The following is a 23,861-nucleotide window of genomic DNA, read 5'->3' on the forward strand; positions in this document are numbered from 1 at the left end:
ACGTGAGCACAGATGAGCCGCTGTTTACCTTCGAGGTCACCCGATATGAGGCCGAACTCCTCCGCCAGATGGTCGCGCTCGAGATCCATGACTACAAGTCCGGCTCGATTCCGGGTGACCCACAGGATCCGGAATTCGCCCGGCGACGCGTCGCGGATTGTGAAGCCCTGCTGTAGAAATTGAACCGCGCACTGGATTGAGGCTGTATTCACCGATGACTGGAATCGAACATGATGGCATCTCTGCGCTGCTTCGGGGAGCGCTGACCGACCACGAACCTGGGGCGGATCCAGTCTTGTTCGGCATCTGGCGCGAGGACGACGACATCACGATGATGGACCTTGGCTCGCTGACCAAGCTCCTGTTGACGGCCGAACAGAGCGGCCAGCCGATCGGAACCGCACTCGGGCTAGTGGCCAGGTTCGCCCAAGACGAAACCCTCGACGACCTCGGAGTCTCCGATCCCACGAACCTGATCGCCATAGTCCTACGAGTCGAGACCTGGATGGTGGACGCCGCCGACAACGACATCTCGCTCGATCTCGCCAAACTGCTCACCGGCGAACATCGCATGAAGGAGCATCCCAATGCCACAACGGCATTCGCCTGCTGGGCTCATTGTGTCGACGGTACTGGTCACGAGGCTGTATGGCGCGAACTCGAATCCGCGCCCAGATCGCGTGTCATCCCAGCTGGAAATCGCCAGTGGCGCACCGATCAGATTCCGAAGGGCCTGCAACAACTTCTGAAGACGATCATCGATTTGCGTCGCCGGGGAACCGGCCCAATCTGACCATGACATCCATAGCGGCAAGCAAGCCTGGCCACGCTCGCACAGCTTCACGTAGGCGCACCCAAGTTCAGCGCGTCACGGTGGATGGTGTCCGCCGTTCAATCACCAGTACGCCCGACCGATCGACCTCGACCTCAGCACAGCACAGCAACGTTGTCGGCGCTCGCCGTTACAGTGGTGATGAAGCTTCGAAGAAGCAACTCCAGGAAGGGAATCGGCCGTGAGCGGCAAGCTACAAGTGGGGCAGGTGTACCGCTATGCCGGTGGCAAGGACCCGAAGCCACCCTTGCTGGACGGCTTTCCGAATTTCCACCATGTCACCCACACTCCAGGTCAAAAGCGCGCCTTGTTGGAAGCTGGCATCAACGGGATGGCTAAGGTCATGACCTCCGACGGGCCCCGTCGTCCGGCGATCTTCATCCGCTCCAGCCCTTGGAAGGCCGGCACGGAGCAAACCCCCTGGCATGATGTATTCGACTTGGACAACGGCCACGTCAGATACTTCGGCGATCATAAAGCAGGTTTGAACATCCCACCCGGCACCACCACCGGCAACGCCGCACTGCTCGACGCCTTTACCGACCATCAGGGACACACTCCGGAAGAACGGGCTGCAGCAATCCCTCTGTTGTTGTTCCGCGCAGTCTCGCAAAACGGAAAGCCCAAGGGCCATGTTGAGTTCTGCGGAGTCGGAATCGTTGAGCGCGCCGAACGGCTGATGCAATGGGGAGGGGGCGAGCACACGCCGTTCGTGAACTACGCCTACGACGTGGCCCTCATCGACCTGACCTCGGAGAACGACACGGTCGACTGGGAATGGATCGAAGCGCGGCGGGAAAGCACAGTTTCCCATGATCAAGCTCTCAACCTGGCGCCGCGCGCATGGCGTGAGTGGGTCAAACACGGGTCCACGGCTCTTCCCAGACTTCGCCGCCGAATTGCCCGGGCGCAAGTGACCAAAGTGCGTGACCAGCGTCCAGCGCCGGGCAGCAGGGAGGAGACTGACCTGGAGATGGTTTACAAGTACTTTGACGGCCGCAAACACGACTTTGAGGCGTTGGCCGCCACAGTGGCAGCTCGCCTGCTTCGAGGAGCCGGCAATCGATATGTCGATGGCTGGCTGACACGCCGCTCCGGTGACGGCGGAGCTGATTTCGTCGGAAGACTCGATCTCGGCGGGGGCAACGGACTCGCTGGCACGAGCCTTGTCGTTCTCGGGCAGGCGAAGTGCATCAAACCCAGCACGCTCATCACCGCGGAGCAGATCGCGCGGGTGGTCGCCCGGCTCCGTCGCGGGTGGGTCGGCGTCTACGTCACCACGGGTGCCTACTCTGAGCCTGCGCAAGCCGAAATAGTGGAGGACCAGTACCCGATCAGTCTCGTAAATGGAATGAAACTGGTCGAAGAGCTACGCAGCATGGCAAGGGATGACCACGGCGGAAGCCTGACAGCATGCATTGAGCACATACTCGATGGTCGGTCGACCGTGATAACGAACCGACGTCCAGAAGAAATTCTGCTGCAGTAGCTTCGGAGAATCACTGTGGGACCTCAGCACATTCATACAGAACCGGTCAAAGAATCTATATGTGTTCCAAGTCACTTAGGCGATTGATTGGCTGTCGCGTACTGTCGGCCTCGGATGTCCTGTCTCACGGACGAATGACGGACGAGCTCGTTTCCAGACAAGAAAAAACCCTGGCCAACTCGTCGTTGACCAGGGTCTTCGTAGTAGCGGGAGGCGGATTTGAACCACCGACCTCCAGGTTATGAGCCTGGCGAGCTACCGAGCTGCTCTATCCCGCGCCGTATGTACAAAGCTTACACGCCACTGCAACTGCCCGCCAGCGAGGGTCCGGTGAGCGCTGTCACCGCTCATTCCCGCGCCGTTTCCCGCATACGGCGCGGGCCCCAGGCCCCGCTAGAACCCGAGGCGTTCGAGCATCTTCGGGTCCCGCTGCCAGTCCTTGGCGACCCGCACGTGCAGGTCGAGGTACACCCGGCTGTCGATGAGCTGCGCGATGCCCTTGCGGGCCTTGGTGCCCACCCGCTTGAGGCGCTCGCCGCCCTTGCCGATGATGATGCCCTTCTGGCTGTCGCGCTCGACGTAGATCTCGGCCCAGATCTTCTTGCGCGGACCGCCGTCGGAGTCCTCGTCCTCGACGTCCTCGATCACGACCGCGAGAGAGTGCGGCAGCTCGTCGCGGACGCCTTCGAGGGCTGCCTCGCGGATGAGCTCGGCCATCATGACCCGCTCGGGCTCTTCGGTGATCATCCCGTCCGGGTACAGCTGCGGCGATTCGGGCAGCTTGTCCGAGAGGACCTTGACCAGCTCTTCGAGGTTCTCGCCCGTCTTGGCCGAGACCGGCACGATGTCGGCGAAGTCGCCCAGCGCGGCCACGTTCGTCAGGTGGCGCACGAGGGTGTCCTTGGAGACCAGGTCGATCTTGGTGACCACGGCGACGACCTTGGCGTGCAGTTTGGCGATCTCACCGGTGATGAACTTGTCGCCGGGGCCGGGCTTCTCGTTGGCGGGCAGGCACAGTCCGATGACGTCCACTTCGGACCAGGTCTGGCGGACGAGTTCGTTCAGCCGCTCGCCCAGCAGCGTGCGCGGGCGGTGGAGGCCGGGCGTGTCGACCAGGATGAGCTGGGAGTCCGGGCGGTGCAGGATCGCGCGGACGACGTGGCGCGTGGTCTGCGGGCGCTTGGACGTGATGGCGATCTTCTGGCCCATGATCGCGTTGGTCAGCGTGGACTTGCCCGCGTTGGGGCGTCCTACGAAGCAGGCGAAGCCCGCGTGAAATGCGTCTTTGGAAGCGGAGCTTCCGGCGTTGCTAGACAAGACGGGTCACCTCTTTGCGAAGGACCGCGTACGCGGTCAGGTCGGCACTGATCTCCCGGGCGGCCTTGAGGCCGTCCTCGTCGGACTCGGCGCCGAAGACCACGGCCGCCTCGATCTTGTCGGCCCCGGCCGCGTACGCCTGGGCGACCGCCGCCTGGAGGGCGGTGAGGCGCAGCGACGGGAGGTCGACCGCCGCCGAGGCGTAGGTGCGGCCGATGCCGTCGCGGACGGCCGCGCCGGTGGCCTGCTGGACGCGGCCAGCGGCCCCGCGGGCCAGCGTGGCGAGTTTCGCGTCCTCGGCGTCGAGGTCGGTCAGGTCAGACATTCAGTTCGTGCCTCTCATCGTTCTCGGTGGCCGCCTCGGGGACGGTCTCATCGGCTTCGGGCAGCCGCGCGACGCGGACGGTCTCGATGCGGTTGCGGCGCCCGACGGTGCCCTCGGCGGTCAGTTCGAGCCCGGCGAGCCGGGCCCGGTCGCCGGCGAGCGGGACCTTGCCGAGCTCGGCGGCGAGCAGCCCGGCGACGGTGTCGACGTCGACTTCGGGCAGGTCGACGTCGAAGGCCTCGGCGAGGTCTTCGACGGAGAGCCGGGCGGTGACGCGGGCGGTGCGGTCGTCGAGCCAGGCCACGGGCGGCAGCTCCTGGTCGTACTCGTCGGTGATCTCGCCGACGATCTCCTCGAGGATGTCCTCGATGGTGATGAGCCCCGCCGTGCCACCGTACTCGTCGACGACGGCGGCGATGTGGATGCGGGCGGTCTGCATCTCGCGCAGCAGGTCGTCGACGGGCTTGGAGTCGGGGACGAAGGAGACGGCGCGCATGACGTCGCCCGCGGCGGGGTTGGCGCCGTCGTCCAGGCGCACGAGGTCCTTGAGGTAGACGACGCCGCGCAGGTCGTCGAGGTCCTCGCCGATCACGGGGATGCGCGAGAAGCCCGAGCGGAGCGCGACCTGCTTGGCCTCGTCGGCGGGCGTGTCGGCGCGGACCCAGACCATGGCGGTGCGCGGGACCATCACCTCGCGGGCGACGGTGTCGCCGAGGGCGAAGACGGAGGCGATCATGTCGCGCTCCTCGTGGTCCACGGTCCCTTGGGCTTCGGCGGCGTCGACCATTTCGCGGATCTCGATCTCGGAGGTCGCGAACGGGCCCTCGCGGAAGCCCTTGCCGGGGGTGACGGCGTTGCCGACCAGAATCAGGAGCTTCGCGAGCGGGCCGAGCGCGGTGCCGAGCAGGGCCACGAAGCCGGCCACGGCGAGCGCGATCGGATAGGCGTGCTGGCGTCCGAGCGTGCGCGGGTTGACGCCGACGACGACGAAGGAGACGACGGTCATGACGGCGGCGGAGATGCCGACGGCCGTCCAGGAGTCGTTCCAGGTGTCGAAGGCGACGACGGCGACGATCGCGATGGCGGCGGCCTCGCAGGCGAGGCGCAGCAGGATGAGCAGGTTGAGGTGGCGAGGCAGGTCCTCGCTCACTTTGACGAGCGATTCGGCGCTGCGCCGGCGCTGCTCGGCGAGTTCGTGGGCGCGGGCGGGCGAGACGGCCGTGAGGGCCGAGTCGACCATGGCGGCGCCCCCGGCGACGAGGATCAGCGCGACCGCCGTCGCCAGGAGCGTGTAAGGCACCATCGCGGTCTCACTCACCGCTTGCGGCGACGCGTTTGGCGCGCCAGGCGTCGAGCAGGCGGTTCTGGAGGCCGAACATCTCCTTGGCCTGCTCGGGTTCGGCGTGGTCGTAGCCGAGGATGTGGAGCACGCCGTGGACGGTGAGCATGTGCAGCTCGTCGTCGGTGGAGTGCCCCGCCTCCTTGGCCTGGGCCTCGGCGACTTCGGGCGAGAGGACGAGGTCGCCGAGGATGGGCGTGCCCGGCTCGGAGGAGTCGGGGCGGCCGGGCATGGCGTCGTCCATCGGGAACGAGAGGACGTCGGTGGGCCCGGTACCGCCCATCCAGCGCTTGTTGAGCTCGGTCATGTGCTCGATGTCGACGATGAGGATCGAGAGTTCGGCGAGCGGGTTGACGCCCATCTCGTGCAGGGCGAAGTCCGAGACGGCGCGCAGGCCGGATTCCTCGACGTCGCGCCCGGACTCATTGATGATCTCGATGCCCACGGTTCCCTCGTTGCCCCTTCTTCGGGTCGCCCTGTCTGGCGTCCCACTTCTCGTAGGCGTTCACGATATCGCTGACCAGCTGGTGCCGTACGACATCGTCCGCCGAGAGGGTGGCGAAGTGCACGTCGTCGATGCCGTCGAGGATGTCGCGGATGATGCGCAGCCCGGAGGTGGCGTGGCCGGGGAGGTCGACCTGGGTGATGTCGCCGGTGACGACGATCTTGGACCCGAAGCCCAGCCGCGTGAGGAACATCTTCATCTGCTCGGGCGTGGTGTTCTGCGCCTCGTCCAGGATGATGAACGCGTCATTAAGGGTCCTACCACGCATGAATGCCAGGGGCGCGACCTCGATCGTGCCGGCCTCCATGAGCTTGGGGATGGTGGCGGGGTCGATCATGTCGTGGAGCGCGTCGTAGAGCGGGCGCAGGTACGGGTCGATCTTCTCGAAGAGCGTGCCGGGCAGGAAGCCCAGCTTCTCGCCGGCCTCGACGGCGGGCCGGGTCAGGATGATCCGGGTGATCTCCTTGGACTGGAGCGCCTGCACGGCCTTGGCCATCGCGAGATAGGTCTTGCCGGTGCCGGCCGGGCCGATCCCGAAGATGATCGTGTTCTGGTCGATCGCCTCGACGTAGCGCTTCTGGCCGATGGTCTTGGGCCGGATCGCCTTGCCGCGCTTGGAGAGGATGTCCTGCGTGAACACGTCGACAGGGCGCTCGCCGGGAGCGGACTTGAGCATGTTCTCGGTGCGCCGGATGATGTCGGTGTCGACGTTCTCGCCGTTCTCGATCAAGGCGAGCAGCTCCTTCACGAGTCGTTCGGCGGCACGCGGGGCGCCGTTGATACCGGTGAGGGTGATCGTGTCCCCGCGGACGTGGAGGTCGACGCCCGGGAACTGGCGTTCGATGAAGCGGAGGTTCTCGTCGGCGCGGCCCAGCAGTGCCATGAGCGAGCTCTGGTCGCCGACGGTGATCGTGGACGTGATCGTCGAGAGGTTCTGGACGTTGTCAGAGCGGTCGGTCATAGGCTTCGCCCGTAGGGCTGTTCGCCACCTGCTTCCTCAGATCGTGCTTCGGCGCCGTGCGCAGGCGCTGCTTGCGGTCTCTCAATGGTAGTTGCCTCCTGCGACAAGGGACAACGAGTAATCGCGCCTGGGGTGTGATTTCAGGCCGAGACCATCGGCCCGAGCGGTTTGCCGCCGAGCACGTGGAAGTGCACGTGGAAGACGTCCTGACCGCTGTCGGGCCCGGAGTTGGCGATGAGGCGCCAGCCCGAGTCGGCGATGCCCTCGGCGACGGCGACCTCGGCCGCGGCCGCGAGCACGTCGCCGGCCAGCGCCGGGTCGGAGGCGGCGAGTTCGGTGGCGTTCGCGTAGTGGTCCTTGGGGATCACGAGCACGTGGCTGGGCGCCTTGGGGTGGAGGTCGCGGAAGGCGAGGACCCGTTCGGTCTCGGCGATCTTGGTGGAGGGGATCTGCCCCGCGGCGATCTTGCAGAAGATGCAGTCGGCGTCGTTCATGCCGTGGATCTTAAGAGGCACAGCTTCGTCACCAGCGGCCGAGTCGGGCCTGGAGCACGGCGAGTGCGGCGGGTCCGGCGGTGGAGGTGCGCAGGACGGTGTCGCCCAGGCGGACCGGTTCGCCGAATTCGCCCAGTGCGGCGAGCTCGTCGGGGCTGATGGAGCCTTCGGGGCCGATGACGAGGGCGATCTCGCCGGTCTCGGGGAGGTCGGCTCGGGAGAGCGGGAGGGTCGCCTCCTCGTGGAGGACGAGGACGCGGGCGGCGGTGCGCAGGCGCTGCACGAGCTGCTTGGTGGTGTGGAGTTCGGCGACGTCGGCGAGGCGGGCGCGGCGGGCCTGCTTGGAGGCCTCGCGGGCGGTGGCGGTCCATTTGGCGCGGGCCTTGTCGCCGCGCGGGCCCTTCCATTGGACGATGGACCGCGATGCGGCCCAGGGGATCACTTCGTCGACGCCGATCTCGGTGAGCATCTGGACGGCGCGTTCGCCGCGGTCGCCTTTGGGCAGGGCCTGGACGACGGTGAGTCTCGGGTCGGGGGCCGGGAGGGTGCGCCGGTCGAGGACGGCCAGGCGCAGGGAGCCGCGTTCGGCGGATTCGACGCGTGCGGTGGCGATGGCGCCGGCGCCGTCGGCGAGCTGGAGGGTCTCGCCGGGTTGGAGGCGCTGCACGTCGGCGGCGTGGTGGCCTTCGGGCCCGTCGAGGGTGCAGTGGTCGCCGTCCGGGAGGGCGTCGACGAGGAATACGGGATCGCTCACCCGGGCAGTTTAGTCAGCCGATGAAGTCGGTGGCGCGGTCCCAGCGGAGCCGGCTCGTGATCTGGCGGTACAGGGCCGGGCTGTCGAGGCGGCCCTGCCTGCGCTGGAGGAGGCGGCGCGGGAGGTGGAAGGGCACGAGGTCGACGTAGCCGTCCTTGTCGGCGGGCGGGCTCCATCGTCCGGCGCCGGCGGGGACGCGCCATTCGGCTTCGCGGGGGGCCTGGGTGGTGCATTTGAGGACCCAGTAGCCCTTGCCGGAGTAGCCGAGGACCAGGCAGGGCCTGGCCTTGGAGCGCGAGGGGTCGTCCTGGTGCGGGAAGTCGGCCCACCAGCGCTCGGCGGGCTGCGGGCCGCCGGGCGGTGCGGGGGCGTCGAGTCGGACTCCCGCCGGTCCTGCCGGCGCGGCGCGGCGCTTGTACTGGCGGTACAGGACGAGGCCGATGACGGCCAGGACCGCGAGGCAGGCGAGCGACGGCAGGACGGCGTCGATGTCGAAGGAGATCACGGCAAGGGAGTGTAGCAGCACTCGCATTCGGGTCTAAAGTTCGCGAACCGCCGCGATCTCGCGGGCTACGCGTGTCCGTTGAACGCGTCCCTCATGCGGCTAAAAAAACCGGAACCGCCCTTGACCTCTTTGATCTCCTCGTCGCGCAGGCTCGCGAGCTTGCGCAGCAGCTCTTCTTGTTCGGCGTCGATCTTGACGGGGGTGCGCACGTCGAGTTCGACGAAGAGGTCGCCCCGGGTGCCGCCGCCGCGCAGTTTGGGGACGCCGTGGCCGCGGACCTTCTTGATGGTGCCGGGCTGGGTGCCGGGGGCGAGTTCGACTTCGACCTGGTCGTCGAGGGTGTGGATGTTCAGCTTGGTGCCGAGGGCGGCCTGCGTCATCGGGACGCGGACGCGGCAGCGCAGGTCGGAGCCTTCGCGGGAGAAGACCTCGTGCGGCTTCTCGTGGACTTCGACGTAGAGGTCGCCGGCGGGGCCGCCGCCGGGGCCGACCTCGCCTTCGCCGGAGAGGCGGATGCGCATGCCGTCCTCGACGCCGGCGGGGACCTTCACGGTGATGCGCCGGCGCGAGCGGACGCGGCCTTCGCCGCCGCACTTGCGGCACGGGTCGGTGATGATCGTGCCGTAGCCCGAGCAGGCCGAGCAGGGGCGCGCGGTGCGGACCTGGCCGAGGATCGTACGTTGTACGACTTGGACTTCGCCGGAGCCGCCGCAGGTCGTGCAGGCCTGCGGTTCGGCGTTCCCCTCGGTGCAGGAGCCGTTGCACGAGTCGCACAGGATCGCGGTGTCCACGGTCAGGGTCGACTCGGTGCCGAAGGCGACCTCTTCGAGGTCGAGGTCCAGGCGCAGGAGCGCGTCGTTGCCCGGGCGGGTGCGCGAGCGCGGGCCGCGGCGGCCGAAGCCGCCCATGGAGCCGCCGAAGAAGGCGTCCATGATGTCCTCGAAGCCCATGAACGGCGCCCCTCCGGCGCCGCCCGCGGTGCGGGAGAACGGGTCGCCTCCGGCGTCGACGATCGCGCGCTTCTGCGGGTCCATGAGGACCTCGAAGGCGGCGTTGATCTCCTGGAGGCGCTCCTGTGCGTCGGGCTCGTCGCTGACGTCCGGGTGGTACTTGCGTGCCAGCTTCCGGTACGCCTTCTTGAGCTCGTCGTCGGCGGCGTTCCGGTCGACGCCGAGAATGCCGTAGTAGTCCTTAGCCACGTGCGCTCTGTCCTGTCAGCGGTTCTGTTCCAAAATCTCGGACACGTACCGGGCCACGGCGCGAACGGCCGCGATGGTGCCCGGGTAGTCCATGCGGGTGGGCCCGAGGACGCCCATGTGGCCGACCACCGAACCCGGTCCGTATCCGGCGGTGACCACGGTGGTCTCGCGGAAGTCGTCGATCTCGTTCTCGTCGCCGATGCGGACCGTCAGGAGCGCGTTGGAGTCGGCGCGGCCCAGCAGCTGCATGAGCACGACCTCCTCTTCGAGCGCTTCGAGGATGGGCCGCAGCGACCCGGAGAAGAAGTTCCCCGGCCTGGTGAGGTTGGCGGCGCCGGCGACGGCGACGCGCTCCTCGGTGCGGGAGACCACGGTCTCCAACAGGACGCGGGCGAGCGCCGAGGCGCTGTCGCGCAGTTCCGGGCGCGCCAGGGAGGCGAGGTCGGCGATGATGCGGGGGGCGTCGGCCAGGGCCTTGCCCTGGAGCTGCTCGTTGACCAGCCGGCGCAGTTCGAGGATGTGGTCCTCGCTGAGCTCGGCGGGCGTCTCGACGTAGCGCTGCTCGACCCGGCCGGTGTCGGTGATCATGACGATCATGAGCCGGGCCGGGGTGACGGCGACTATCTCGAGGTGGCGCACCGACGAGCGGTTGAGGCTCGGGTACTGGACGACGGCGACCTGGTGGGTGAGCTGCGCGAGCAGGCGCACCGTGCGGGTGACGACGTCGTCGAGGTCGATGGCCTCGGAGAGGAAGCGGTGCACCGCGCGGCGCTCGGCCGTGGAGAGCGGTTTGATCTTGCCGAGCCGGTCGACGAAGAGGCGGTAGCCCTTCGGCGTGGGGATGCGCCCGGCGGAGGTGTGCGGCTGCTGGATGTAGCCGGCCTCCTCGAGGTAGGCCATGTCGTTGCGGACCGTCGCGGCCGACACGCCGAGGGCGTGGCGCTGCGCGACCGCCTTCGAGCCGACCGGCTCCTGGGTCGAGACGTAGTCCTCGACGATGGCGCGCAGCACTTCGAGCTTGCGATCGTCCATCGCCGCCACGTCCCCTCGATCTCGAAACCACTCGGTGAAACCCGCGAACCGAGCTTAAGCTCAGTCGGCCGGACTCAAGTTTGGCACTCCCGGCCCGGGAGTGCCAGTCTACGTGTGCGGTCAGGCTGCCGGGAGGACGAGCGCGCCGTCGTCGTCGACGGTCACTCCCGCGTCCCCGAAGTCCTCGGCGAGCTCGTTGAAGTCGTCGAAGGCGCCGTTGTCGTCGTCGAGGCGCGGATAGCCGTCGCCGTCCATGATCGTGGCCACGGCGCCCGCGGAGACGAGGGTGCCGTCCTCGCGGAGCGTGACGGACATGATCGCGGAGCGCCCGAGGGGCCCGTCGGTGCTGAACAGGTTCTGGCCGCCGCCGAAGTTGCCCAGCGAGTGGACGATGAGCTTGCCGTTGTAGAGCTCGATGCCGCGCAGCACGTGGGGGCCGTGGCCGAAGAACACGTCGGCGCCGTTGTCGATGCAGGCGTGGACGAAGGCGCGGGTGTCGCCGCGGTCCTCGCCGTAGTAGACCTCGCTGCCCTCGGGGACGTGCCGGTAGTCGGTGCCCTCGGCGCCGACGTGGGCGGTGGCGACCACGAGGTCGGCCTGCTCCTTGGCGGCGGAGACGAGCGCGGCGACGGCGTCGAGGTCGCGGTTGTCGGTGTAGAAGCTGTAGGGCGCGAAGCCGACGATGCCGACGGTGAGGCCGCTCTCGGTCTCGAAGAACGCGACCTCGTCCTTGACGCCGGTGACCTCCATGCCGGCGGCTCGGATGGCCTCCTGGGTCTCGGAGGCGCCGTCGGGGCCGGCGTCCCAGCCGTGGTTGTTGGCCTGGTTGAGGACGTGGAAGCCGGCGTCGGCGAAGACCTGGGCGTACTCGCCGGGCAGGCGGAAGTAGTAGGCGTCGCAGCCGCCGCACTTGTCGTACTCCTGGGTCGACAGGGCGCCTTCCATGTTGGCGATGACCAGGTCGCCGACGAGATTGTCGCGCACGCCGTCGAAGAAGCTCGCGCCCTCGTCGGAGGGCAGCTGGTTCGGGACGGAGCCGGGCATGGTGTCGCCCACGTGCGTGATGGTGATCTCGCGGGGCGGCTCGGGCGAGGGCGACTCGGAGGGGGTCTCCTCGGCGGCGCCTTCGCCGCCGTCATCGGCCGGGGGCGGCTCCTCCTCGGAGCAGGCGGCGGCCGCGGCGAGGCCCGCGACGGAGGCGACGAGCAGTCCGCGGCGGCGCAGGGACGTCGCGGCGGGGAGTGGCGTGTGCATGGGTGCTGGGCTCCGGTATGGGGGACGGGGAGGGGTCGGGGCGGCCGCGGGGTGGGACCGCTGGGGCGCGGACCGGTACGGCCGTGAGGCGCCCGCGAACATGAGGGCACCTCGATGACGGAGTCAAATCTACGGGCCGCCCGCTCAGGCGTCGTCAGGCGGTGAGGTCTCTCACCACGGCGTCCGCAAGGAGACGACCGCGGAGCGTGAGCTTGAGCCGGTCGCCTTCGAGGACGCCGAGCCCGTCGGCCACAACGCGTTCCACCGCGGCCGCTCCCGCCGGGCGCAAGGCGTCCACGGGCATGCCGCTCGCGAGCCTGGTGAGCAGGAGCACCCGCTCCAGATACCGGTCGTCGTCGCTGAGGACCTCGTGGCCGGCCACCGGCATGCCCTCGGCCAGCGCGGCCGCGTACGTCGAGGGGTGCTTGTGGTTCCACCAGCGCACGCCCGGCAGGTGCGAGTGCGAGCCGGGCCCGGCGCCCCACCAGTGCCCGCCCTCCCAGTACAGGAGGTTGTGGCGGCAGCGCGCCTCCGGGGTCTTGGCCCAGTTCGAGACCTCGTACCAGGAGAATCCGGCCGCCGACAGGGCCGCCTCGGCCGCCAGGTAGCGGTCGGCGGCCACGTCGTCGGAGGGCTGGGGCACCTGGCCCGAGCGGATGCGGCGGGCCAGCGCGGTCCCCTCCTCGACGATGAGCGCGTACGCCGAGACGTGGTCGACGCCGGCGTCGACGGCCGAGGCGAGGCTGTCGGTGAAGTCGGCCGCGCTCTCGCCGGGCGTCCCGTAGATCAGATCGAGGCTCACGTGCTCGAAACCGGCCCGGTGGGCGTGGGCGACGGCGTCGAGGGCCTTCGCCGGGGAGTGCTCGCGGTCGAGGACCTTCAGCACGTGGGAGGCGGTGGACTGCATGCCGACCGACAGGCGCGTGAAGCCGCCGTCGTGGAGTTCGGCGAGGTAGTCGGCGTCCACGGACTCGGGGTTGGCCTCGGTGGTGGCCTCGTAGCCGTCGGCGAGTCCGAACTCGCGGTCGATCTCGGCCAGGATCGCCGCCAGGTCGGCGGCCGCCAGCAGCGTGGGCGTGCCGCCGCCGAAGAACACGGTGTCGACCTTGGGGCGCACGTCGAACGCGGCGGCGGCCTTGCGGATCTCGGCGCGCACGATCGCCGCATAGGTGTCGCGGGAGACCCCGGCGCCCAGCTCGGCGGCCGTGTAGGTGTTGAAGTCGCAGTAGCCGCAGCGGGAGACGCAGAACGGGACGTGCACGTAGAACCCGAAGCCGGCCTCCAGTGGCTGGACGGCGGCGGCGGCGATGGCCGAGGTGGGCGAATTCACGGCGGCGGTTGCGGGACTGGTGGGCACCCTGACTACGGTACTGGCATGAGCGGCAACGACGCACCGATCGCCTACGAGGCCCACGAGGCCGTGGCGACCATTACCCTCGACGACCCCGAGCGGCGCAACGCCCTGTCCACGCACCTGATCGCCGAACTGCGCCGGGCCCTGGCCCGTGCCGTCGGCGACCCGGACGTGCGCGTGATCGTGATCGACCACACCGGGCCGGTGTTCTGCGCCGGGGCCGACCTGAAGGAGTCGGCGGCGGCGCAGACCGCGGCCGAGCTCCCGGCGACGCACCTGGCGGAGGCGCTGGCGGACATCGCCGAAGCGCCCAAACCGGTGATCGTGCTCGCGCGGGGGGCGGCGCGCGGGGGCGGGCTGGGTCTGATCGCGGCGGCCGATTTCGCGATCGGGCTGGGCGAGGCCGAGTTCGCGTTCAGCGAGGTGCGGCTGGGCGTGGTGCCGGCGGTGATCGCGCCGGTGGTGATGCGCCGGATCGGCCCGGCGCGCACGCGCGAGCTGTTCCTGGTCGGCGGGGGCCTGGTCATCGACTTCGCCGACTGCTTCACCGGCGCGGACGCCGAGGAGTGGGGGCTGCTGACGTTCGCGTCCCCGGAGAACTTCTTCAAAGCGTGCGTGGACGACCTCGTCCACCGGCTCAAGATGGGCGGCCCTGCCGCGCAGGCGGGGATCAAGGTGCTCACGGCCACACCGGGACTGCGCGGGCAGCTGCGGGCCGAGGCTGCCCGAACGGCGGAGTTCTTCTTCTCCGAGGAGGGCCGCGAAGGCGTCCGTTCGTTCCTTGGGAAGCGGCCGCCCTCCTGGGTAGGCTTAGCGGCCCCGACCGACCTGATCGGAGTTCCGCTTGCGTCTTCTCCCCGCTTTGACCTCCCTGTTCCTGGCCGCGGCCGTGGCCGGCTGCACTGAAGACGCCGGGGACCTGCTGCGCCCCAGCCCGACCGGGTGCTATTTCGGCTCGGGCGATGACCGGACCCACCTGTCGGCCGAGCAGGCCGCGAACGCGGCGACGATCGCGGCCGTCGGACAGCGCGACGGCATGGACGAGCGGGCCGTGGCCGTGGCGTTCACCACCGCGATGCAGGAGTCGGAGCTCATCAACGTCGACTACGGGCACGACGACTCGCTGGGCCTGTTTCAGCAGCGCCCGAGCATGGGCTGGGGCACCGAGGAAGAGCTCATGGACCCGGTGTACTCCTCGTTCAAGTTCTACGAGAAGCTGCGGCGCACCGACGGCTGGCAGGACATGACGCTCGCCGAGGCGGCCCAGGCCGTCCAGATCAGCGCGTACCCCGACCTGTACGTGAAGTGGGAGGACGAGGCGACGGCGATCGCCGCGGCGTTCGCGGGCGGCGCGGAGTCGGGCCTGATGTGCGTCAGCGGCGCCGCCGACGAGGTCGCGGCCGACCCGGCGGTCCTCGCCGAGGCGTACGCGTACCAGTGGGGCATCGAAGCGACCAGTGTGGACGATTCGACGGTCGTGATCGGCCCCTACGACGCGGTGCCGGGATGGAACCGGGCCGCGTGGGCGGTCGCGCGGGCCTACGACCACTCGATCGCGAGCGTCGCGTACGCCGGCATGGTCTGGACCCCCGGCGAGGACGGCTGGGTCGCGGCCGAAGGCGAAGCGACCGAGGTGAGCGACGAGCCCTCCCAGATCGTCGTCACCTTCGCGACACCGGAATAGGCACTCCCGCGTCACAGCGGCACCAGAGTTAGGCGGCGGTTCACCGCAGCGTCGTCCGACGGTTCCGGACCATCCACGCTCGCTTGGTGGTCTGTGTGGGTCAAACCCGCACAACCCCCATCAAAGCGAGGTCCACATGCGCCTGTCGCGCCGTATCCTGCTCGCGTCCTCCGCCGCCACCGCCGCCACGGCGGTCCCCGCGGCGGCCTGGGCCGAGACCCGGATCCACCCCACCCTCACCGCCGACCCCTTCACCCTGAGCGTCGCCTCCGGCGACCCCGAGCCCGACGGCGTGGTCCTGTGGACCCGCCTGGCCCTCGACCCGCTCGCCGAGGACGGCATGGGCGGCATGCCGAACGGGTCCTTCGACGTCAAATGGGAGGTGGCGAAGGACGAGCGGTTCCGCCGCCGCGTCGCCTCCGGGTGGAAGGAGACGGCCGCCGAGATCGGCTACAGCGTCCACGTCGAGGTCGACGGCCTCGAACCGGGCCGGGAGTACTTCTACCGCTTCAAGACCGGCAAGTGGACCTCCCCGGTGGGCCGCACCGTGACCGCCCCCTCCCGCCGGTCGATGCCCTCGGAGCTGCGCATGGCCTTCGCGTCCTGCTCGCAGTTCGAGCACGGCTACTTCACCGCCTACCGCCACCTCGCCGAGTCGAACCCCGACCTGATCCTGCACCTCGGGGACTACCAGTACGAGTACAAGGCCGGGGTGTACAACTCCCCCGACGGGAACGTGCGCGACCACGAAGGGCCCGAGACCGTCACGCTCGCGACCTACCGCCAGCGCCACGCCCAGTACAAGGCCGACCCCGACCTCCAGGCCGCGCACCTGGCGGCCCCGTGGCTGGTCGTCTGGGACGACCACGAGACGGAGAACAACTGGGCCGACGAGGTCCCCGAGTCCGGCTCGGACACGCCCAACCCCGAGGACTTCCTGGCGCGCCGGGCCGCGGCGTTCCAGGCGTACTGGGAGAACATGCCGCTGCGCAAGTCCTCGGTGCCCCAGGGCATCGACATGCAGCTGTACCGGCGCGTCCAGTGGGGGCGCCTGGCCACCTTCCACATGATGGACACGCGCCAGTACCGCGACGACCAGGCGTGCGGGGACGGCACCCAGACCGACTGCGCCGAGGCGTGGGACGAGTCGCGCACCATCACCGGTGCGGCGCAGGAGGAATGGCTCATCGACGGGTTCCACGACTCGCGGGCGCGCTGGGACGTCCTGGGCCAGCAGGTGTTCTTCACCCAGCGCGACGCCGACGCCGGCGGCCCCCTGCGCACGAGCATGGACGGCTGGGACGGGTACGCGGCCTCGCGGCAGCGGATCATCGACGGCTGGGTCGACGCGGAGGTGCGCAACCCGGTGGTGCTCACCGGCGACGTGCACACGCACTGGGCCGGCGAGATCCTCGCGGACTTCCCCGACGCGCAGGGCCCGTCGGTCGGCGTGGAACTCGTGGCCACCTCGATCACCTCGGGCGGCAACGGCGCGGACTCGGTGCCCGAGGACAACGCCGCGCTGAAGATCAACCCGCACATCAAGTTCCGCAACGCCCAGCGCGGCTACGTCGAGACGGTCATCACCCCCGACCAGATGGACGTGCACTTCCGGGTGGTGCCGCAGGTGACGGTGCAGGACGCCCCCGTGTACACGCGGCGGTCCTACACGATCGCCGACCGCGAGCGCGTCCTCCACCAGACGTACGACCGCCCCGTGGACCCCTCGACCATGTCCACCAACGAGAACCCGTTCGCCGACTCCGACGAGAACGCCGACGACCACCTGAACTAGCTTCTCCCGCAAGACGAAGGCGGGCCCGATCCGCGGACGCTACTCCGGCGCGGAACGGGCCCGTCTTCCATTCCGCCCCTGCACTTCGGACCCTTTCGGACCGCACTCGGAATTGCCACGGAATGCCAGATCAGGCATGGGATTGCACGGAAACTCCGTATCCCCGCCGATGGCGCGACAAGGCTAGAGTGATCCTTGAAAGCACACCCTTCTCTTGCCCGGAGCAGCGACTATGACGTATCCGCCGCAATCGCCCGAACCCCATCAGTACCCCGGCGCACCCGGTCCCGGCGTCCCCGGACCGCAACCGAACCCCTCCGGCGACTTCGCGACCGAATGGGGCATCAAAGAGCACCCGGGCCGCCCCAAGAAGATCAATCAACTGACGCAGTTGATGTGGGCGTTCGCCGCCGCGACCGTGTTGAACCTCGTCTTCGCGATCATCGCCTCGGCCACCGCGCCCTGGTGGTACGGCACCGGCTTCTTCACCGGGGCGGCCGTCTTCGGCCTGATCCTCGGCGCCGCCGCGGTCGCGATCGCCTGGTTCGTCATCAAGGACAAGCTCGGCGCCTTCGGCGCCAACGACCCGCGCCTCCCCCTGTACATCACCCTGGGCGTCCTGGGGTTCTTCTCGCTCGGCGGTTTCGCGAGCGGCTGGAGCATCGGCTGGTACGCCGCGCTGAGCGCCCTGCTGGCGCTGGCGAAGCTCGGCGCCGTCGTCGCCGCGTTCTACCTGCTGCTCCAGCCCGAGACCGAGCACTGGCTGAAGTCGCGGCCCGGGAACCAGCCCAAGCCGCCGGTCCCGCCGCAGCACCCGGGCGGGGGCTACCCGCAGCAGCCCGGCGGCCCTCAGCAGCAGCAGCAGCCCCCGGGCGGCGGTTACCAGCAGCCCCCGGCCGCGGGCCAGCAGATCCCGCCGGGGTACCCGAACGAGATGTAACGCTTGCAACACGAAGGGGCGGAACCGATCCGGTTCCGCCCCTTTCGCATTGCCGCTAGTCGTCGTCGGTCCGCAGCGCGGCGATGAACGCCTCCTGGGGGACCTCGACGCGTCCGATGTTCTTCATCCGCTTCTTGCCCTCCTTCTGCTTCTCGAGGAGCTTGCGCTTGCGGGAGATGTCGCCGCCGTAGCACTTCGCGAGCACGTCCTTGCGCAGCGCGCGGATGTTCTCGCGCGCGATGATCCGGGACCCGATCGCGGCCTGGATCGGCACCTCGAACTGCTGGCGCGGGATGAGCTTCTTGAGCCGCTCGGTCAACCGCACCCCGTAGGAGTACGCCTGGTCCTTGTGCACGATCGCCGCGAACGCGTCCACGCGCTCGCCCTGGAGCAGGATGTCGACCTTCACCAGGTCGGACTCCTGGGTGCCGTCGATGTCGTAGTCGAGGGACGCGTAGCCCTTGGTGCGCGACTTGAGATGATCGAAGAAGTCGAAGACGATCTCCGCGAGCGGCATCGTGTACCGGATCTCGACCCGGTCGGTCGACAGGTAGTCCATGCCGATCTGGACGCCGCGCTTGGTCTGGCACAGCTCCATGACCGTCCCGATGTACTCCTTCGGCGTCAGGATGGTGGCCTTGACGACCGGCTCGGTGATCGAGTAGATCTTCCCTTCGGGGAACTCCGAGGGGTTCGTGACCTCGATGTGCTCCCCGTCCTCCTTGACCACCTGGTACACCACGTTCGGCGCGGTCGAGATCAGGTCGAGGTTGAACTCGCGCTCCAGGCGCTCCTGGATGATCTCCAGGTGCAGCAGGCCCAGGAACCCGACGCGGAACCCGAAGCCGAGCGCCGCCGAGGTCTCCGGCTCGTACTGGAGCGCGGCGTCGTTGAGCTGAAGCTTGTCGAGCGCCTCGCGCAGGTTCCCGTAGTCGGAGCCGTCGATCGGGTAGAGCCCGGAGAACACCATGGGCTTGGCGATCGTGTAGCCGGGCAGCGCCTCGGTCGCGGGGTTCTTGTTGAGGGTGACGGTGTCGCCGACCTTCGACTGGCGCACGTCCTTCACACCGGTGATGAGGTAGCCGACCTCGCCGACGCTCAGCGCCTTGGACACCACCGGCTCGGGGCTGATGACGCCGATCTCCAACAGCTCGTGGTCGGCCCTGGTCGACATCATGCGGATCTTGTCGCGGGCGTTGAGCTTGCCGTCGATGACCCGGATGTACGTGACGACGCCGCGGTAGACGTCGTAGACGGAGTCGAAGATCATCGCGCGGGCCGGGGCGTCCGCGTCCCCGACGGGCGCCGGGATCTGCTCCACGACCGCGTCCAGCAGCTCCGACACGCCCGCACCGGTCTTGCCCGAGACGCGGTAGACGTCCTCGGGTTCGCAGCCGATGAGGTGCGCGATCTCCTCGGCGTACCGGTCGGGGTCGGCCGAGGGGAGGTCGATCTTGTTGAGCACCGGGATGATCGTGAGGTCGTTGGCCATCGCCAGGTAGAGGTTCGCGAGGGTCTGCGCCTCGATGCCCTGCGCGGCGTCGACCAGGAGGATCGCGCCCTCGCAGGCGGCGAGGGAGCGCGAGACCTCGTAGGTGAAGTCGACGTGGCCGGGGGTGTCGATCATGTTCAGGACGAAGCCCTGGCCCTCGAGCTCGCCCGAGCGGGCGGTCCAGGGCATGCGCACGGCCTGCGACTTGACGGTGATGCCGCGTTCGCGCTCGATGTCCATCCGGTCGAGGTACTGGGCGCGCATCTGGCGGGCGTCGACGACCTCCGTGATCTGCAGCATGCGGTCGGCCAAGGTGGATTTACCGTGGTCGATGTGCGCGATGATGCAGAAGTTCCGGATCGTCTCCGGAGCGGTCGAGCCTGGCGCGTTGGTCACGTTGACCTTCCTTGATCGGACGGGTGGGCGTGCCAATTCTGCCTTACGGACCTGAGGAACCCCGCACAGCCAGCGAGAAAAGGCGCCCCGCTCACCACAGCCGGAGCACAGGCCCCCGAGCACCCCGAACACCCGCGCCCGCCGAGCCGCACGGCTTCCGCCCGAAACCGTCGCACCCGCCGGGCACCATGGAAACCGGGGGCGGCGCGAAACTCCCCCATTCGACGGACCCCCCGGGTCGGTCTGCCCCGCGAACGCCTCACCGTGACCTGTCGCACCCACCAGCCGTGACCTGTCGTACCCACCAGGCACTATCGAAGCCGGGGCGGCGCGAAACTCCCCCATTCGGGCGACTCCCACCTCACCGTGCCCGCCGCCTCCCACACACACGAAACGGCCGCCCCGCCTTCCGGCGAAGCGGCCCCGGCCCTCGCACCGCTACGCGGCGACCTCGGCCTTCTCGCGCTCCTCGACGCCGACGCCCTTCACCTTGGCGCGGACCGCACCCAGGACGAACAGCACCGCACCCGCCGCGAGCCAGGCGCCCAGCACCCACACCGCCGTCGCCGCCCCGTTCCCGTCGAAGTACGCGGTCGACCGCAGCAGCGTCCCGCCCGCGCCCGGCGTCAGGAACTGCCCGAACCCGCCCCAGGGCGCCGGCAGCATCTCCGGCGCGCTCGTCATGCCCGACAACGGATTCCCGATGAGCATCACGATCACCGCACCGACCGCCAGACCCGCGCGGCCCAGCAGCTTCACCAGGCCGAGGATCGACCACGAACTCGCCGCCATCGCCAGCGCCAGCGCACCGGCGATCGGCAGGAAGTCGCCGTCGAGCGACTCGAGCACGTACAGCAGGACCGCCGCGACGGCCGCACCGACAGCGGGCGGCGCGAGCACCGCCGCCACGACCTGGCGTCCCGTACCGCGGATCGTCAGCCCGATGAGCGCGGCGACCACGATCCCGCCCATGGCCAGCGGCAGCGCCGAAGCTGCCAGCCCGGCCCCGTTCGGGTCGTCGGCCGGCAGCGCCACGAGGTCCTCGACCGTGACCTGGACGCTCCCGGGCTCCCCGGCGGCCTGGCCCATCTGGGCCGCGACCTGCTCGGCGATGCCGGTGATCAGGCGCGCGACCGTGGGCGAGGCGGCCGAAGCGGTGTAGACCGTCACGCCCTCGGGGGCGACGGCGAGCGCGGCGTAGACCTCGCGCTCCTCGATGAGGGTCGCCGCCTCGTCGGCGTCGGCCGCGGCGGCGGCGTCGAAGCCGTCGGGCTGGGCCTCGTCGAGCTGGCCCTGGACCTGCTCGGCGACCTCGTCGGGTCCGACCACGGCGATCGGGATCTCGTTGGGGCCCATGTCGGCCGAGGGCCAGGCGAAGGCGAGGGTGATGACGCCGACGATGACCGCGAGGCCGACGCTGACGCCGATCACCCGGCCGATCGGGGTGTGCTCCGGGGCGGAGGCTTCCATGATGGTTTCCAATCATCCGCAAGATACGGACCGTATCTTGATAAGCTCAAGCTAACATAAGAAACGATGAGTATCTAGGGGGTCCCGGTTGGAGCGCAAAGTCACTTCCCGTCGCCGCGGCGAGGAGCTCGAACAGGCGATTCTCGAGGCCGTCTGGCTGGAGTTCCAGGAGGGCGGGTTCGCGAAGCTCAGCATGGAAGGGGTCGCCAAGCGGGCCGGCACGAGCAAGCCGGTGCTGTACCGGCGCTGGCCGAACCGCCTGGAGATGATGATCGCCTGCGCCGCGCACCGGATGCCCACGGCCGACTCGCTCCGCGACACCGGGTCGCTGCGCGACGACACGATCGAATTGCTCACACACCTGCGCAAGCGAATGCTGCTGATCGGGTCGAGCGCCATCCTCGGCATGCTCAGCGAGATCAGCAACGATCCCGAGGGCCGCGACCTGTTCGTCAAGGGGCTGGTCCAGCACCTGCTCACCCTCACCGACGTGGTGATCGACCGCGCGGTCACACGCGGCGAGCTGCGGCCCGAGGCGCTCACCGAGCGCCTGCGGCGGGTCCCGATCGACCTGGCCCGCAACGAGTTCCTCATCACAAGCGACCTGCCCGACGCGGCGATCCACTCGATCGTCGACGAGGTGTACATCCCTGCGCTGCAAGGCAACGGCGCACTCGTCACCACCTGATCCGGCCATGTCCCGGCCGGTACCCGCGACCCGGGGGAACACGCGCCGGGTAACGCGGGATACAGCCGGGCACCGGGCCGAAGGCGGTACCCGCGACCTGGTGTAATCTGGTCTGCGGTCATGCTCCCAGGGCGTGTGCGATGCTCGGCTCCTGGTAACGTTGACAGGCGCTCGGAGTGCCTTCTGCCTCCGTCGCGATCAATTAAGGAACCAAGCAATCACGAAACTGAGGCTTCACGCGTGGCGAACATTAAGTCCAAGGAAAAGCGGATTCTGACGAACGAGAAGCGCCGTCTCCGCAACAAGTCTGTGAAGTCGTCGCTGAAGACGTCCGTCCGGAAGTTCCGTGAGGCGTCGGCCACTGGCGACGTCGCCGCTGCCGAGACCCACCTGCGCGCCGCCAGCCGTGAGCTGGACAAGGCTGCCACCAAGGGTGTCATCCACAAGAACCAGGCCGCGCAGCGCAAGTCCAAGCTCGCCGCGTCCTACAACAAGCTTTCCGCGTCCGCCTGAGCGAGCGCGCGAAGAGCGACAAGCTTCAGAAGGCCCGGGGCCGAGCCCCGGGCCTTCGGCGTTCCTCGGGACCGGACGATCAGTTGTGGCGTTCGACGGACCCGGCGATGAAGTCGTTGAGCTTGACCATCGCGGCCACCCCCAGCGGCAGGATGAGCACGACCCACCACGACACCAGCTCGGTCAGCGCCATGAGCACCGCGATCGCGATCGAGCCCTCGAAGAGCACCACGCACCACAGGTTCGACAGGTACAGGTGCTTCAGGCGCAGCGTCCGCGCGTACCAGGGCCTGCGGGGCCTGGCGACTCGTCCGTGGCGGTACTCAGACACGGCTGCCCTTCCCTGCGGCGCTCAACCGGGTGATCTCCAGGATCGCGTGCTCCAGGGCCCAGCCGCGGTCGTCCGCGCCGCCCTTGACCTCGCCGTTGAGCCTGGCGCACACCCGCATCGCCTCGGCCAGCGCGTCGGCGGTCCAGTTCCGGGCCTGCTTGCGGGACTTCTCGATCTGCCAGGGCGCCATGCCGAGCTGCCCGGCGAGCTGGGCCGCGCCGCCGCGCTCCGCGGCGACCCGGGAGAGGTTGCGCACGGCCATCGCCAGCGCGTCGGCGATCGGCACGGGGTCGACGCCGACCTGCATCGCCCAGCGCAGCGCCCCGAGCGCTTCGCCCGTGTCGCCCGAGATGGTCGCGTCGGCGACGGCGAAGCCCGAGACCTCGGCGCGGCCGGAGTAGTAGCGGGCGACGTTCTCGTGGGTGATGTTCCCGTCGGTGTCGGACACGAGCTGGGCGCACGCTGAGGCGAGTTCGCGCAGGTCGGAGCCGACGGCCTGGATGATGGTGTCGGCGATCTCGGCCGAGGCGGAGCGCGGGGACGCGCCGGCGGCGCGCAGCTCGCCGCGCACGAACGCGACCCGGTCGGGCTGGCGCTTGATCTTCGAGACCCGCACGACCGGCACGTCGATCTTCTTCAGGCCTTCGGAGAGGCCCTTGCCCTTGTTGCCGCCGTTGTGGCACACGGCGAGGTAGATGCCGGGGGCGGGTCGCTTCGCGTAGGCGATGACGGCGGCGGCGAGGTCCTTGTCGACGTCCTGGCCCGACTCGATGACGCCGACGACCGCGCCGCCGAACAGGGTCGGACTGGTCAGCTCGGCGAAGGCGCCGCTGTTGAGGTCGCCGCCGCTGATGCGGTTGACGGCGGGCGCCGGATCGGTCTCGGGCATGTCGGCGCGCACCGCCTTGACGTACTCGGCGGCGGCGCGCTCGGCGAGGAATTCGTCGTCGCCCAGAATCAGGCGGATGGGTTCGAGTGCAGCCACCGGACCATCCTCCCACGCCGCCGGGGACGGCCGGGGTTTCGACTGGGCCGACGTCTTCCGCGCAACCCCCGTTTCCTGCCGGTTCGTGATTCCACCGCACGACGTGTCCCCGTCCCCATCACCCAATCGGTGTCGTCTCCGTGATCAGGACTCATCACAGAGGGTCCCCGAACGACCCCGGCAGCGGCAGCTTCTCTCTCTCTCCCC

25 protein-coding genes and 1 tRNA gene are annotated in these 23,861 nt (G+C 69.1%); 9 read left to right on the forward strand and 17 right to left on the reverse strand.

Annotation, left to right across the window (positions count from 1 at the left end):
* Window positions 1-2 precede the first annotated feature (2 nt).
* The 3 genes from BLQ63_RS28710 (at window position 3) to BLQ63_RS27235 (ending at window position 2,321) form a co-directional block, all read left to right on the forward strand.
* Window positions 3-176, forward strand: a complete 174-nt coding sequence (locus BLQ63_RS28710) for a hypothetical protein (RefSeq protein WP_177155131.1) — start codon at window positions 3-5, stop codon at window positions 174-176.
* A gap of 38 nt (window positions 177-214) precedes the next feature.
* Window positions 215-793, forward strand: coding sequence for a hypothetical protein (locus tag BLQ63_RS27230; protein WP_091040692.1), 579 nt, complete (start codon window positions 215-217; stop codon window positions 791-793).
* Between the two features lie 220 nt (window positions 794-1,013).
* Window positions 1,014-2,321: a restriction endonuclease gene (locus tag BLQ63_RS27235; RefSeq protein ID WP_091040693.1), complete on the forward strand. Its 1,308-nt coding sequence runs from the start codon at window positions 1,014-1,016 to the stop codon at window positions 2,319-2,321.
* Window positions 2,322-2,525: 204 nt separating this feature from the next.
* Here BLQ63_RS27235 and BLQ63_RS27240 read toward each other — a convergent pair.
* From BLQ63_RS27240 to hemW, 13 genes are all read right to left on the reverse strand, one after another.
* Window positions 2,526-2,599, reverse strand: a tRNA-Met gene (locus BLQ63_RS27240).
* Window positions 2,600-2,714: 115 nt separating this feature from the next.
* Entirely contained in the window at window positions 2,715-3,638 is a 924-nt protein-coding gene (era, locus tag BLQ63_RS27245) for a GTPase Era (protein ID WP_091040694.1), read from the reverse strand.
* The gene (locus tag BLQ63_RS27250) at window positions 3,631-3,954 is read right to left on the reverse strand and encodes a cytidine deaminase (RefSeq protein WP_091040714.1); all 324 of its coding nucleotides are present in this window, start codon (window positions 3,952-3,954) and stop codon (window positions 3,631-3,633) included. Before BLQ63_RS27250 ends, era begins: the two co-directional genes overlap by 8 nt.
* Window position 3,955: 1 nt before the next feature.
* Complete coding sequence (locus tag BLQ63_RS27255) at window positions 3,956-5,266, reverse strand: hemolysin family protein (RefSeq protein ID WP_091040695.1); 1,311 nt, start codon at window positions 5,264-5,266, stop codon at window positions 3,956-3,958.
* A 7-nt stretch (window positions 5,267-5,273) separates the two neighbouring features.
* Window positions 5,274-5,747, reverse strand: a complete 474-nt coding sequence (ybeY, locus tag BLQ63_RS27260) for an rRNA maturation RNase YbeY (RefSeq protein WP_091040696.1) — start codon at window positions 5,745-5,747, stop codon at window positions 5,274-5,276.
* Window positions 5,725-6,768 (reverse strand): PhoH family protein, encoded by a 1,044-nt coding sequence (locus BLQ63_RS27265; RefSeq protein WP_091040697.1) that lies wholly within the window; start codon window positions 6,766-6,768, stop codon window positions 5,725-5,727. The genes ybeY and BLQ63_RS27265 overlap by 23 nt, the downstream gene beginning before the upstream one ends.
* 140 nt (window positions 6,769-6,908) lie before the next feature.
* Complete coding sequence (locus BLQ63_RS27270; protein ID WP_091040698.1) at window positions 6,909-7,262, reverse strand: histidine triad nucleotide-binding protein; 354 nt, start codon at window positions 7,260-7,262, stop codon at window positions 6,909-6,911.
* A 28-nt stretch (window positions 7,263-7,290) separates the two neighbouring features.
* Window positions 7,291-8,016, reverse strand: coding sequence for a 16S rRNA (uracil(1498)-N(3))-methyltransferase (locus BLQ63_RS27275; protein WP_091040699.1), 726 nt, complete (start codon window positions 8,014-8,016; stop codon window positions 7,291-7,293).
* Window positions 8,017-8,029: 13 nt separating this feature from the next.
* On the reverse strand, window positions 8,030-8,521 hold the full coding sequence (locus BLQ63_RS28715) for a hypothetical protein (RefSeq protein WP_091040700.1): 492 nt from the start codon (window positions 8,519-8,521) through the stop codon (window positions 8,030-8,032).
* A 65-nt stretch (window positions 8,522-8,586) separates the two neighbouring features.
* The gene (gene dnaJ / locus BLQ63_RS27285) at window positions 8,587-9,720 is read right to left on the reverse strand and encodes a molecular chaperone DnaJ (protein ID WP_091040701.1); all 1,134 of its coding nucleotides are present in this window, start codon (window positions 9,718-9,720) and stop codon (window positions 8,587-8,589) included.
* Between the two features lie 15 nt (window positions 9,721-9,735).
* Window positions 9,736-10,752, reverse strand: a complete 1,017-nt coding sequence (hrcA, locus tag BLQ63_RS27290) for a heat-inducible transcriptional repressor HrcA (protein WP_091040715.1) — start codon at window positions 10,750-10,752, stop codon at window positions 9,736-9,738.
* Between the two features lie 120 nt (window positions 10,753-10,872).
* Complete coding sequence (locus BLQ63_RS27295) at window positions 10,873-12,006, reverse strand: CapA family protein (protein ID WP_143015127.1); 1,134 nt, start codon at window positions 12,004-12,006, stop codon at window positions 10,873-10,875.
* Window positions 12,007-12,160: 154 nt separating this feature from the next.
* Complete coding sequence (gene hemW, locus BLQ63_RS27300) at window positions 12,161-13,363, reverse strand: radical SAM family heme chaperone HemW (protein WP_091040703.1); 1,203 nt, start codon at window positions 13,361-13,363, stop codon at window positions 12,161-12,163.
* An 18-nt stretch (window positions 13,364-13,381) separates the two neighbouring features.
* On the opposite strand from hemW, the gene BLQ63_RS27305 reads away from it, so the two are divergent.
* The 4 genes from BLQ63_RS27305 to BLQ63_RS27320 all read left to right on the forward strand — a co-directional run bounded on the left by BLQ63_RS27305 (window position 13,382) and on the right by BLQ63_RS27320 (window position 17,779).
* Window positions 13,382-14,266: an enoyl-CoA hydratase-related protein gene (locus tag BLQ63_RS27305; RefSeq protein ID WP_091040704.1), complete on the forward strand. Its 885-nt coding sequence runs from the start codon at window positions 13,382-13,384 to the stop codon at window positions 14,264-14,266.
* Window positions 14,223-15,044 (forward strand): hypothetical protein, encoded by an 822-nt coding sequence (locus tag BLQ63_RS27310; protein WP_091040705.1) that lies wholly within the window; start codon window positions 14,223-14,225, stop codon window positions 15,042-15,044. Before BLQ63_RS27305 ends, BLQ63_RS27310 begins: the two co-directional genes overlap by 44 nt.
* A gap of 136 nt (window positions 15,045-15,180) precedes the next feature.
* Window positions 15,181-16,839 (forward strand): alkaline phosphatase D family protein, encoded by a 1,659-nt coding sequence (locus BLQ63_RS27315; protein ID WP_091040706.1) that lies wholly within the window; start codon window positions 15,181-15,183, stop codon window positions 16,837-16,839.
* Between the two features lie 232 nt (window positions 16,840-17,071).
* A complete protein-coding gene (locus tag BLQ63_RS27320; protein ID WP_091040707.1) occupies window positions 17,072-17,779 on the forward strand; it encodes a hypothetical protein in 708 nt (235 codons plus the stop codon).
* Window positions 17,780-17,834: 55 nt separating this feature from the next.
* Here BLQ63_RS27320 and lepA read toward each other — a convergent pair whose 3' ends face one another.
* Window positions 17,835-19,667 carry a translation elongation factor 4 gene (lepA, locus tag BLQ63_RS27325; RefSeq protein ID WP_091040708.1) on the reverse strand — a complete coding sequence of 611 codons (1,833 nt, stop codon included), beginning with the start codon at window positions 19,665-19,667 and terminating at the stop codon, window positions 17,835-17,837.
* A gap of 438 nt (window positions 19,668-20,105) precedes the next feature.
* Window positions 20,106-21,137: a hypothetical protein gene (locus BLQ63_RS27330; protein WP_091040709.1), complete on the reverse strand. Its 1,032-nt coding sequence runs from the start codon at window positions 21,135-21,137 to the stop codon at window positions 20,106-20,108.
* Between the two features lie 88 nt (window positions 21,138-21,225).
* Here BLQ63_RS27330 and BLQ63_RS27335 point away from each other — a divergent pair, with 88 nt between their 5' ends.
* Window positions 21,226-21,825 carry a TetR/AcrR family transcriptional regulator gene (locus BLQ63_RS27335; protein ID WP_091040710.1) on the forward strand — a complete coding sequence of 200 codons (600 nt, stop codon included), beginning with the start codon at window positions 21,226-21,228 and terminating at the stop codon, window positions 21,823-21,825.
* 240 nt (window positions 21,826-22,065) lie between these two features.
* Window positions 22,066-22,338 carry a 30S ribosomal protein S20 gene (gene rpsT / locus BLQ63_RS27340; protein WP_091040711.1) on the forward strand — a complete coding sequence of 91 codons (273 nt, stop codon included), beginning with the start codon at window positions 22,066-22,068 and terminating at the stop codon, window positions 22,336-22,338.
* A gap of 79 nt (window positions 22,339-22,417) precedes the next feature.
* Here the strand turns inward: rpsT and BLQ63_RS27345 are convergent, their stop codons facing one another.
* Together BLQ63_RS27345 and holA are read right to left on the reverse strand one after the other, a co-directional pair.
* Window positions 22,418-22,669, reverse strand: a complete 252-nt coding sequence (locus tag BLQ63_RS27345) for a hypothetical protein (protein WP_091040712.1) — start codon at window positions 22,667-22,669, stop codon at window positions 22,418-22,420.
* The gene (gene holA, locus BLQ63_RS27350) at window positions 22,662-23,654 is read right to left on the reverse strand and encodes a DNA polymerase III subunit delta (RefSeq protein ID WP_091040713.1); all 993 of its coding nucleotides are present in this window, start codon (window positions 23,652-23,654) and stop codon (window positions 22,662-22,664) included. The genes BLQ63_RS27345 and holA overlap by 8 nt, the downstream gene beginning before the upstream one ends.
* Window positions 23,655-23,861: the final 207 nt, after the last annotated feature.

The organism is Glycomyces harbinensis, from assembly GCF_900101745.1.
Classification (GTDB): Bacteria; Actinomycetota; Actinomycetes; order Mycobacteriales; family Micromonosporaceae; genus Glycomyces; species Glycomyces harbinensis.

Excerpts from the sequence above, each read along its gene's own strand:
- BLQ63_RS27230 (WP_091040692.1), top strand. The coding sequence starts at position 215 with ATGACTGGAATCGAACATGATGGCATCTCTGCGCTGCTTCGGGGAGCG.
- BLQ63_RS27255 (WP_091040695.1), bottom strand. The coding sequence starts at position 5,266 with ATGGTGCCTTACACGCTCCTGGCGACGGCGGTCGCGCTGATCCTCGTC.
- BLQ63_RS27265 (WP_091040697.1), bottom strand. The coding sequence starts at position 6,768 with ATGACCGACCGCTCTGACAACGTCCAGAACCTCTCGACGATCACGTCC.
- BLQ63_RS27270 (WP_091040698.1), bottom strand. The coding sequence starts at position 7,262 with ATGAACGACGCCGACTGCATCTTCTGCAAGATCGCCGCGGGGCAGATC.
- hrcA (WP_091040715.1), bottom strand. The coding sequence starts at position 10,752 with ATGGACGATCGCAAGCTCGAAGTGCTGCGCGCCATCGTCGAGGACTAC.
- BLQ63_RS27295 (WP_143015127.1), bottom strand. The coding sequence starts at position 12,006 with ATGCACACGCCACTCCCCGCCGCGACGTCCCTGCGCCGCCGCGGACTG.
- BLQ63_RS27305 (WP_091040704.1), top strand. The coding sequence starts at position 13,382 with ATGAGCGGCAACGACGCACCGATCGCCTACGAGGCCCACGAGGCCGTG.
- BLQ63_RS27315 (WP_091040706.1), top strand. The coding sequence starts at position 15,181 with ATGCGCCTGTCGCGCCGTATCCTGCTCGCGTCCTCCGCCGCCACCGCC.
- BLQ63_RS27320 (WP_091040707.1), top strand. The coding sequence starts at position 17,072 with ATGACGTATCCGCCGCAATCGCCCGAACCCCATCAGTACCCCGGCGCA.
- BLQ63_RS27330 (WP_091040709.1), bottom strand. The coding sequence starts at position 21,137 with ATGGAAGCCTCCGCCCCGGAGCACACCCCGATCGGCCGGGTGATCGGC.